This is a genomic window from Nocardioides speluncae (genome assembly GCF_003121585.1).
GTDB lineage: Bacteria > Actinomycetota > Actinomycetes > Propionibacteriales > Nocardioidaceae > Nocardioides > Nocardioides speluncae.
The window spans coordinates 43,787-53,272 of record NZ_QEOO01000010.1; the positions used below are offsets into that span (position 1 = coordinate 43,787).

The 9,486-nt window shown below is 70.5% G+C and carries 10 protein-coding genes, 1 tRNA gene, 1 other RNA gene, 1 pseudogene and 1 riboswitch; of the genes and pseudogenes, 11 read left to right on the forward strand and 2 right to left on the reverse strand.

From position 1 onward, the window contains the following. The first annotated feature begins 248 nt into the window (after window positions 1-248). Window positions 249-433: riboswitch (cobalamin riboswitch) on the forward strand. Window positions 434-461: 28 nt separating this feature from the next. Genes DDV73_RS04725 through DDV73_RS04735 form a run of 3 tightly spaced genes read left to right on the forward strand, consistent with a single transcriptional unit; the run spans window position 462 to window position 1,757 of the window. Further along, window positions 462-650: a CbtB domain-containing protein gene (locus tag DDV73_RS04725; protein ID WP_109506105.1), complete on the forward strand. Its 189-nt coding sequence runs from the start codon at window positions 462-464 to the stop codon at window positions 648-650. Window position 651: 1 nt separating this feature from the next. Then, the gene (locus DDV73_RS04730) at window positions 652-1,401 is read left to right on the forward strand and encodes a CbtA family protein (protein WP_109506106.1); all 750 of its coding nucleotides are present in this window, start codon (window positions 652-654) and stop codon (window positions 1,399-1,401) included. Further along, the gene (locus DDV73_RS04735; protein ID WP_206050717.1) at window positions 1,398-1,757 is read left to right on the forward strand and encodes a (2Fe-2S) ferredoxin domain-containing protein; all 360 of its coding nucleotides are present in this window, start codon (window positions 1,398-1,400) and stop codon (window positions 1,755-1,757) included. The genes DDV73_RS04730 and DDV73_RS04735 overlap by 4 nt, the downstream gene beginning before the upstream one ends. 151 nt (window positions 1,758-1,908) lie before the next feature. On the opposite strand, the gene DDV73_RS04740 is transcribed toward DDV73_RS04735, so the two are convergent. Together DDV73_RS04740 and DDV73_RS04745 are read right to left on the reverse strand one after the other, a co-directional pair. Beyond that, window positions 1,909-2,226 (reverse strand): hypothetical protein, encoded by a 318-nt coding sequence (locus tag DDV73_RS04740; RefSeq protein ID WP_109506107.1) that lies wholly within the window; start codon window positions 2,224-2,226, stop codon window positions 1,909-1,911. 1 nt (window position 2,227) lies between these two features. Then, window positions 2,228-2,316 (reverse strand) — tRNA-Ser (locus DDV73_RS04745). A gap of 95 nt (window positions 2,317-2,411) precedes the next feature. On the opposite strand from DDV73_RS04745, the gene ffs reads away from it, so the two are divergent. The 8 genes and pseudogenes from ffs to DDV73_RS04785 all read left to right on the forward strand — a co-directional run bounded on the left by ffs (window position 2,412) and on the right by DDV73_RS04785 (window position 9,371). Continuing rightward, an RNA gene (gene ffs / locus DDV73_RS04750) (signal recognition particle sRNA small type) lies at window positions 2,412-2,502 on the forward strand. A gap of 57 nt (window positions 2,503-2,559) precedes the next feature. Beyond that, entirely contained in the window at window positions 2,560-3,315 is a 756-nt protein-coding gene (locus DDV73_RS04755; RefSeq protein WP_109506108.1) for a metallophosphoesterase, read from the forward strand. Between the two features lie 30 nt (window positions 3,316-3,345). Beyond that, window positions 3,346-5,136, forward strand: a pseudogene (locus DDV73_RS04760) (DNA polymerase III subunit gamma and tau); the annotation flags it as partial. Window positions 5,137-5,370: 234 nt separating this feature from the next. Further along, window positions 5,371-5,769 carry a YbaB/EbfC family nucleoid-associated protein gene (locus tag DDV73_RS04765; RefSeq protein WP_109506110.1) on the forward strand — a complete coding sequence of 133 codons (399 nt, stop codon included), beginning with the start codon at window positions 5,371-5,373 and terminating at the stop codon, window positions 5,767-5,769. Then, a complete protein-coding gene (gene recR, locus DDV73_RS04770; protein WP_109506111.1) occupies window positions 5,770-6,366 on the forward strand; it encodes a recombination mediator RecR in 597 nt (198 codons plus the stop codon). A gap of 14 nt (window positions 6,367-6,380) precedes the next feature. After that, window positions 6,381-6,971 carry a DUF5063 domain-containing protein gene (locus DDV73_RS04775; protein WP_109506112.1) on the forward strand — a complete coding sequence of 197 codons (591 nt, stop codon included), beginning with the start codon at window positions 6,381-6,383 and terminating at the stop codon, window positions 6,969-6,971. Window positions 6,972-7,062: 91 nt separating this feature from the next. Continuing rightward, entirely contained in the window at window positions 7,063-8,334 is a 1,272-nt protein-coding gene (locus tag DDV73_RS04780; protein WP_109506117.1) for an aspartate kinase, read from the forward strand. After that, a complete protein-coding gene (locus tag DDV73_RS04785; protein WP_109506113.1) occupies window positions 8,331-9,371 on the forward strand; it encodes an aspartate-semialdehyde dehydrogenase in 1,041 nt (346 codons plus the stop codon). The genes DDV73_RS04780 and DDV73_RS04785 overlap by 4 nt, the downstream gene beginning before the upstream one ends. The last annotated feature ends 115 nt before the right edge of the window (window positions 9,372-9,486 follow it).

Sequence of the window (9,486 nt, forward strand, 5' to 3'; positions counted from 1 at the left end):
TTAACCTCAGGCAGCGCCGACCCGGTCCGTGTTGACGCCAGGCAACGCTGACCCGGCCCGTGTTGACACTCTCTGTGTGAAGACGGGCCGGGTCAGCGAGTTTGTGCGTGAAGACGGGCCGGGTCAGCGAGTCTGTGCGTGAAGACAGGCCGGGTCAGCGAGTCTGAGCTGGCGAAGACTGCCTCGACCCGGAGCTCCGCTGGCGGCGGGAGTGGGACTCCTCACTACCGGCGCGGGTGCCGGATGTGAGAAGGTGCCGATGCCGCAGTGCACGGGAAGTCGGTGCGATTCCGACGTGGTCCTCGCCACTGTGACCGGGGAGTCCACCCTCGACTGATGCCACTGGCCCGCCTCCGACCATGGAGCGGCTGGGAAGGCGAGGGGCGGGCGTCGATCCGGAAGCCAGGAGACCGGCTGCGGCGCGATCTATCCACGAGGCATGGAAGAAAGGGTCCCCGCCCATGTCCAACGTCACCGCCAGTACCCGCGCCACCGTCCCGGTCTGGGCCTGGGCGCTGGTCGCGCTCGCCTTCGCCGCGCTCTACCTGATCACCCAGGAGAACGGCAGCCTGGTCGGCGCCACCGCCGCCGAGTACATCCACGAGTTCACGCACGACGCGCGGCATGCGCTCGGCGTCCCCTGCCACTGAGATGGGCATCGGATACCTTCTCCGCCGCGGACTCGCGGCCGGAGCCGCTGCCGGCGCGCTCGCAGCCGTCTTCTTCTACCTGGTCCTCGAGCCCGTCGTCCGCCGGGCGCTGGTGATCGAGGAGGCCCGCGGCAACGCCGACGGCGGCGGCCACTCCCACGAGGAGCCGCTGGTCTCCCGCTCGATGCAGGTCTTCGGCGGCATCGTCACTGTGACCGTCGCCGGCCTGCTGTTCGGGCTGGTGTTCGCGGTCGTCTACGCGTGGTCGCGCAACCGGCTGCCGGGCGGGTCCGACTTCGGTCGTGCAGTGGTGCTGGCCGGGCTCGGGTTCATGGTCTTCACGCTGCTTCCGGGCCTGCGGATCCCGGCGAACCCGCCGGCCGTCGGTGACCCGGAGTCGGTGACCCGGCGGACGCTGATCTACGTGCTGACGATCCTGGTCGGGCTGCTGATCGTGCTCGCGCTGTTCGCGCTGGACCGGGCGCTCGCCGACCGCGGGTACGACGTACCCCGCCGGGCAGCGCTCGCGGTGGCCGGTGCGGTGGTCGGGCTGACGCTGCTGTTCCTGCTGGTGCCGGGCTCTCCCGACGGCATTCCCGCCGACATGCCGGCCGACATCCTCTGGGACCTGCGGGTCGCCTCGTTGGCGATGCTCGGGCTGCTGTGGACCGTGCTCGGGGTCGGATTCGGTCTGCTGCTCTCGCCGCGGACCCGTACGGCGGCAGCCGCCGAGCCGGCCGTCGCCGGGTGAGCCTGCCGACGGTCACGGTCTGCCGGGACTGCTGCTGCGGCAGCCGCCGCAAGCACCCTGACGTCGACCACGACGGGCAGCTCGAGGCGCTGCGGACCGGGCTGGAGGGAGCCGCCCGGGTTGTCACCTCGGGCTGCCTGCTCGCCTGCGAGGACTCCAATGTCGTGGTCGTCTCGCCCAGCCCGGGCGCGCGCAACGGGGGTGCGCGCCCGGTCTGGCTGTCTTCGGTGCTGACCGACGCCGCCGTGTCGGCGATCGTGGCCTGGGTGCGTGCCGGTGGTCCCGGTACGGCGCCGCTGCCCGGCGTATTCGCGGGCCTGGTGCGGCAGCCGCCGGCCCTCACCGCGGTGGAGTAGCCGGGAGCCGGCGACAGGAGTTCGACAGTCGCGGGGTCCTGAGGCGTACTCGGGCCGAATTTGTACGGACAGCCCTGTACGTACACCTTCGGGACCTCAGGGCCGGATGGAGGCGAGCAGTCCAGGTGCGAAGCCGTTCACGGGGTCCCTGTCAGCCCCCACCACGGGAGAGCACGTAGTGCTGTGATCGGTCACCGGCCAGGAACCCCCACACGTGCTGCAGGTTGCTCCGCCACATGTCGCTGGTCTTGTTCTGCCAGTCGGGTAGCTGGTCGGTCAGCCGGTAGGTCTCTTCCGCCGCGCTCGCAGCAATGGCCGTTGTCGCATCGGCTCGCCATCCGCCTTGACGAACCCGATAGAGCTTGGCGCGCGACCACTCGTCCAGGTCAGCGACGACCCGAAGCTCGCGTTGCAGGTGGGTCTCATGGCGGCGCCCGAGCACCCTGTACCAGCCGGCGTCGCGAGACATGTGGCGGAGGATAGGGGATTCGAACCCCTGAGGGCTATTAACCCAACCCGCTTTCCAAGCGAGCGCCATAGGCCACTAGGCGAATCCTCCGCGGAGGAGGTTACCCGTCGGCGCCTGGCTGGTGAAATCCGGCTCGCGGAGGCCCGCTTTGGTGCGTCGTACGCCGCTCACCTAGACTCAACGGCAACCCCCCGTGTGGCGGCATCTTGCCCAACTCCCCCAGGGCCGGAAGGCAGCAAGGGTAAGCGAGCTCTGTCGGGTACGCGGGGGGCCTTTTCATGTCCAGAGGCGCGGCGCCTTTGCCGCAGCCCTCGGACACGTCACGATGGCAAGGTGCTGGTCATCGCGCATATCAGCGACACCCACTTCGGCGGCCACGACACGGCGGTGGAGCGGTCGGAGCGGGTGATGGATCACCTGGCCGGGATCCGGCCGGGACCGGACGTCGTACTCGTCACCGGCGACATCGCCGACCACGGCCTGGCCGAGGAGTACGCCGAGGCCGAGCAGACGCTCGGCAAGTGGCCGGGTCCGGCGCCGATGCTGTTCTGTCCGGGCAACCACGACGTGCGCGAGGGGTACGCCGCGTTCCGGCGCCGCCCGGGCGACGGTCCGGTCAACGAGGCGCACCGGGTCGCGGGCCACCTGTTCCTGATGCTCGAGTCGCTGGTGCCGGCGCCGCCGGGTGAGCGGTTCGACCACGGCTTCCTGGAGAAGGAGACGCTGGCCTGGCTGGACGAGCGGCTGGCGGCGCGGGAGCCGGGCGAGCGGGCGTTCGTGTGCCTGCACCATCCGCCGGTCGACGTCCACATCGCGCTGATGGACCCGATCAAGCTCGCCAACGCCGACCAGCTCGCGGTGGTCCTGGAGCGGCACGACGACGTCGTCGCGGTCCTGGTCGGGCACGCCCACACGGCCTGCGCGTCGACGTTCGCCGGGCGGCCGGTGCTGGTGGGCGGTGGGGTGGCCTCGACGGTCACCCTCGACGCGGAGCCCCTGCCGCTGGTCACTCACGAGCTGGGCCCGAGCTTCGCCGTACACCTGCTCGGCGACGATGGCCGCCTCGTCACCCACTGGCGCACGCTCTGAGTCGCCGCCCCGCGGTACGTCGCCTACCAGGTGTCGGCGGGGGTGCGTAGGGTTCAGGACGTGGAGTCACCCCTCGCCCTCTACCGCCGCTACCGGCCCGAGACCTTCGCTGAGGTCATCGGCCAGGACCATGTCACGGCGCCGCTGCGGGCTGCGCTGGCGAACAACCGGGTGAACCATGCGTACCTCTTCTCCGGGCCGCGCGGCTGCGGCAAGACCACCTCGGCGCGGATCCTCGCGCGGGCGCTGAACTGCGAGCAGGCGCCGGTCGCCGACCCGTGCGGTGAGTGCGACTCCTGCCGCGACCTGGCCCGTGGCGGGCCGGGGTCGATCGACGTGATCGAGATCGACGCCGCGTCGCACGGCGGCGTCGACGACGCGCGGGACCTGCGGGAGAAGGCGTTCTTCGCGCCGGTGAAGAGCCGGTACAAGGTCTACATCATCGACGAGGCCCACATGGTCTCCACGCAAGGCTTCAACGCGCTGCTGAAGCTGGTCGAGGAGCCGCCGCCCCACCTGCGCTTCATCTTCGCCACCACCGAGCCGGAGAAGGTGCTGCCGACGATCCGGTCGCGCACCCACCACTACCCGTTCCGGCTGATCCCGCCGCGGCTGCTGTCGGCGTACCTCGCCGAGCTGTGCCAGCGCGAGGGCGTCGCGATCGAGCCGGCGGCGCTGCCGCTGGTGGTGCGCGCCGGAGGCGGGTCGGCGCGCGACACCCTGTCGGTGCTCGACCAGCTGCTGGGCGGTGCGGGCGAGGCCGGCGTCACCCACGGGCTGGCCGCCGGGCTGCTCGGCTATACGCCGGAGTCGCTGCTCGACGAGGTCGTCGACGCGTTCGCGGCCGGTGACGGGGCGAGTGTGTTCGGCGTGGTCGACAAGGTGATCGAGACCGGCCAGGACCCACGCCGGTTCACCGAGGACCTGCTGCGCCGGCTGCGCGACCTGGTGATCGTGGCGGCGGTCCCGGACGCGCCGGCCACCGGCCTGATCGACGTCGCTGAGGACGCCGGCGAGCGGCTGGTCGCCCAGGCCGCCCGGTTCGGTGGGCTGGAGCTCAGCCGGGCCGCCGACCTGGTCGCGGCCGGCCTCACCGAGATGCGCGGCGCCACCGCCCCACGACTGCTGCTCGAGCTGATCTGTGCACGGATCCTGCTGCCCGGTGCCGACGACAGCAAGGACGGCCTGCTCGCCCGGCTGGACCGCCTCGAGAAGCGGATGTCGATCGTTGGAAGTGGTACGCCGATGCCCGCGGCGCCGGCACCGGCTCCGGCGCCGGCGAGGAGCGCGCCGCCCGCCGCTCCCGAAGCTGCTGCCCCCATCCCGCCTCCACCCGCTCCGGAACCTGCGCCGGAGCCGCCGCCGGTGCCCGAGCCGGAGCCAGCACCTGCACCTGCGCCCCCGCCGAAGGCGGCGGAAGCCGCCTCCCCGGCGGCCGCGGCGCCGAAGAGCGGCGGGCTGTCGCTCGTCGACGTACGCCGGCTGTGGGGCGACATCGTCGAGGCGACCAAGCTCAAGCGGCGGGTGACCTGGATCCACCTCACCCAGCACGCCCAGGTGGTCGCGGTCGACGACAAGACCCTGACGCTCGGGTTCGCGAACTCCGGCGCGCGGGACAGCTTCGTCAACGGTGGCAGCCCGGAAATCGTCCGCCAGGCCGCGATCGACGTGGTCGGTGCGGACTGGCGGGTCGACGCGATCGTGGATCCGGGCGCCCAGGCGTCGGTGCACGTGCAGTCTCAGCCGCCCGCGCCGGCACCAGCCGAGCCGAGCCCGGCACCGGAGCCGTCGGCCGCGACCGCGCCGCCACCCGAGCCGCCGCTCGCCGCACCCGAGCCGCCACCGGTGGCATCTCGGCCGGCGAACCTGCCGCCGTCCAAGGAGGAGCTGGCGCGCGCGGACGCCGAGGCGCACCCGGACGACGCGGACGCGGAGAACAATGGGCTCGCCGGCACCGAGCTGCTCCAGCGTGAGCTCGGCGCGCAGGTGATCGAAGAGATCCGCCACGACTGACCGGCGTCGTACACCACAACAAGAAGAAGGAAGAACACACACATGACGGACAACCCGTTCGGCGGCGAGGGCTTCGGTGGCCTCGACATGAACGCGCTGCTGCAGCAGGCCCAGCAGATGCAGGCCGACCTGCAGGCCGCGCAGACCGAGCTCGCCGAAGCGACCGTCGACGGCACCGTCGCGGGTGGCGCGGTCACCGTGAGGCTCACCGGCGTGGGTGACCTGATCGGTGTCGACATCAAGGCCGGCCAGTTCGACGGCGGCGACGCCGACGACCTGACCGACCTTGGCGACATGATCGTCGCGGCGTACCGCGACGCCAAGGCGCAGGCCGACGTGCTGGCCAGCCAGAAGCTGGGTCCGGTCGCCGGTGGTTTCAGCGACCTCGGCTCCGGCGACGCGGGCAGCCTCAAGATGCCCGGCATCGACGAGGAGCACTAGTTGTACGAAGGTGTCGTCCAGGACCTGATCGACGAGCTCGGCCGGCTGCCGGGCGTCGGTCCTAAGAGCGCGCAGCGGATCGCCTTCCACCTGCTGCAGGCCGACCCCCACGACGTACGTCGGCTCGCCGACGTGCTGATCGAGGTCAAGGCCAAGGTGCGCTTCTGCAACGTCTGCTTCAACGTGTCGCAAGCCGAGCGGTGCCGGATCTGCAGTGACGAGCGGCGGGACCCGAGCGTGCTGTGCGTGGTGGAGGAGTACAAGGACGTCGTCGCGATCGAGAAGACGCGGGAGTTCCGCGGTCGCTACCACGTTCTGGGCGGCGCGATCTCGCCGATCGACGGCATCGGCCCGGACCAGCTGCGGATCCGCGAGCTGATGATCCGGCTGGCCGACGGCACCGTCACCGAGTGCATCCTGGCGACCGATCCGAACCTCGAGGGCGAGGCGACCGCGACGTATCTCACCCGGATGCTGAAGCCGTTGGGGTTGCGCGTAACGCGGTTGGCTAGTGGACTGCCGGTAGGCGGTGACCTGGAGTACGCCGACGAGGTCACCTTGGGCCGCGCATTCGCCGGAAGACGGCAGGCGGAATGAACAAAGGGGCGAAGATGACTGAGAGACGGCTCGAGGACGTCGACAGCGAGACCGAGGACTTCGCGCAGCAGATCGCCGACCAGGTGACCAGCTTCCTGCTGGCCCTCCGGGAGATCGCCAAGGAAGGCGGCGGCAGCGCGATCTCGCTGCTGCTGCTCGAGGTCAGTCAGGTCCTGCTTGCCGGCGCCCGGCTCGGCGCGCAGCACGACTTCACGCCACCGCAGGAACACCAGCCCGACGTCGGCCCGGAGGCCGACCTCGACGAGCTGAGGCTGCGGCTGGCCACGATCCTGGACAGCGTCGATACCTACAGCTTCGTGTTCGACCCGTATGCGCCCGAGATCGTCATCAACCAGATGTCCGACGACCTCACCAGCATCGCGACGGACCTGGAGAACGGCCTGCGCCACTACCGCCAGGGCAACGTCATGGAGGCGCTGTGGTGGTGGCAGTTCTCCTACGTCTCGTCGTGGGGCAACCTCGCGGGCGCGATCCTCAACGCGCTGCTGACCGTGGTCGCCCACGACCGGCTCGACGCGGAGTTCACCGGCGAGGACGAGGACCTGGCCGCGGCCAATGAGATGCTCGACGCGACGGGTGCCTAGCGTCGGTAAACTCAGGCCTCAGATCGCTGACGTGCAACGACGCCGTCGCGAACGCGTCGTACACCCCCAGCGCTGAGAGAGAGTGCACACCGTGCCGATTGTCGTGCAGAAGTACGGCGGTTCCTCCGTAGCCGACGCGGCCGGCATCAAGCGGGTCGCCCAGCGGATCGTGGCCACCAAGAAGGCCGGCAACGACGTCGTGGTCGTCGTCTCCGCCATGGGTGACACCACCGACGAGCTGCGTGACCTCGCCGAGGAGGTCACCCCGCTGCCGCCGCCGCGCGAGCTGGACATGCTGCTGACCGCCGGCGAGCGGATCTCGATGGCGCTGGTCGCGATGGCGATCGCGCAGCTCGGCTACAAGGCTCGGTCGTTCACCGGCAGCCAGGCCGGCGTGATCACCGACTCTGCCCACGGCAAGGCAAAGATCATCGACATCACGCCGGGCCGGATCGAGGCCGCCATCGGCGACGGCGCGATCGCGATCGTGGCCGGCTTCCAGGGCGTCTCGCAGGACACCAAGGACGTCACCACGCTCGGCCGCGGCGCCTCCGACACGACCGCGGTCGCGCTGGCAGCGGCGCTGGGCGCGAAGGTCTGCGAGATCTACAGCGACGTCGACGGCGTGTTCACCGCCGACCCGAGACTGGTCAAGACCGCCCGCAAGCTGGACCGGATCTCCACCGAGGAGATGCTGGAGATGGCGGCCTGCGGCGCGAAGATCCTGCATCTGCGGTGCGTGGAGTACGCCCGCCGCTACCACATGCCGATCCACGTGCGCTCCTCCTTCAGCCAGAAGGAGGGCACCTGGATCGTGCCGGAGAACAACGAAGGAGAAGCCGTGGAACAGGCCATCATCGCCGGAGTCGCACACGACCGGAGCGAAGCCAAGATCACGGTGGTCGGCGTACCCGACAAGGTCGGCGAGGCGGCCCGGATCTTCGAGGCGCTGGCCGCCGCCGAGATCAACATCGACATGGTCGTCCAGAACATCTCCGCCGCCGCGACCGGCCGCACCGACATCTCGTTCACGCTGCCGCGCACCGACGGCCAGACCGCGATGACCGCGCTCGCGCGGATCCAGAGCGAGGTCGGCTACGACAAGCTGCTGTACGACGACCAGATCGGCAAGGTCTCGCTGATCGGCGCCGGGATGCGCTCGCACCCGGGCATCACCGCCAAGTTCTTCGCGGCGCTCGCATCGGCCGGCGTCAACATCGAGATGATCTCCACGTCGGAGATCCGGATCTCGGTGGTCGTCGACGAGGGCCAGGTCCCAGCCGCCGTCCAGGCCACGCATACCGCGTTCGACCTGGATGCCAACGAGGTCGAGGCCGTCGTGTACGGCGGGACCGGACGATGAGCCGCGGCGTACGCCTCGGCGTCGTCGGCGCGACCGGGCAGGTCGGCGTCGCGATGCGGCAGATCCTGCTCGAGCGTGGCTTCCCGATCGAGGAGATCCGGTTCTTCGCCTCGGCGCGGTCGGCCGGGACGGTGCTGCCGTTCGGCGACCGCGAGGTCGTGGTCGAGGACTCGACGACCGCTGACCCTGCCGGGCTCGACATCGCCGTCTTCTCGGCGGGCGCGACCGCGTCCCGCGAGCTGGCGCCGAAGTTCGCGGCCGCGGGTGTGGTCGTGGTCGACAACTCGTCGGCCTGGCGGCGCGACCCCGACGTCCCGCTGGTGGTCTCCGAGGTCAACCCGTACGCGATCGCCCGCCGGCCGAAGGGCATCATCGCCAACCCGAACTGCACCACGATGGCCGCGATGCCGGTGCTCAAGCCGCTGCACGACGAAGCCGGGCTGGTCCGGCTGATCGCGTCGACGTACCAGGCGGTCTCCGGCAGCGGCGTCGCCGGCGTCGAGGAGCTGGCATCGCAGGTGACCGCGGTCGGCGAGAAGGCCCGCGAGCTGGCATACGACGGCGAGGCGGTGGCCTTCCCCGAGCCTGTGAAGTACGCCCGCACCATCGCCTACAACGTGCTCCCGCTCGCCGGCTCGATCGTCGACGACGGGCTCAACGAGACCGACGAGGAGCAGAAGCTCCGCTTCGAGTCCCGCAAGATCCTCGGCATCCCCGAGCTGCGCGTCTCCGGGATCTGCGTGCGGGTGCCGGTCTTCACCGGCCACTCGCTGGCGATCAACGCGGAGTTCTCGCGGCCGCTGACCCCGGAGCGGGCGCGTGAGCTGCTCGCCGGTGCTCCCGGCGTCGAGCTGAGCGACGTACCCACGCCGCTGCAGGCCGCCGGCAAGGACCCGTCGTACGTCGGCCGGCTGCGCCACGACCCCGGCGTTGACGACAACCGCGGCCTCGCCCTGTTCGTCAGCAACGACAACCTCCGCAAGGGCGCCGCTCTCAACACCGTCCAGATCGCCGAGCTGGTCGCCGCCTCGCTCTGACGTGGGCGGGCAGATTCACAAGGTGGGTCACATCGGTGAGTGCAACATCCTGCTCCTGATGGGTGTGTCGCATGGCTGGTCCGGTGTTCTCGTGGCGGATGGTGCCGTCTGTGTT

What these genes read in the sequence shown, in the direction of transcription:
- DDV73_RS04775 (WP_109506112.1), top strand. Translation starts at nt 6,381, where the DNA reads ATGACTGAGAGACGGCTCGAGGACGTCGACAGCGAGACCGAGGACTTC.
- DDV73_RS04730 (WP_109506106.1), top strand. Translation starts at nt 652, where the DNA reads ATGGGCATCGGATACCTTCTCCGCCGCGGACTCGCGGCCGGAGCCGCT.
- DDV73_RS04765 (WP_109506110.1), top strand. Translation starts at nt 5,371, where the DNA reads ATGACGGACAACCCGTTCGGCGGCGAGGGCTTCGGTGGCCTCGACATG.
- DDV73_RS04725 (WP_109506105.1), top strand. Translation starts at nt 462, where the DNA reads ATGTCCAACGTCACCGCCAGTACCCGCGCCACCGTCCCGGTCTGGGCC.
- DDV73_RS04740 (WP_109506107.1), bottom strand. Translation starts at nt 2,226, where the DNA reads ATGTCTCGCGACGCCGGCTGGTACAGGGTGCTCGGGCGCCGCCATGAG.
- DDV73_RS04785 (WP_109506113.1), top strand. Translation starts at nt 8,331, where the DNA reads ATGAGCCGCGGCGTACGCCTCGGCGTCGTCGGCGCGACCGGGCAGGTC.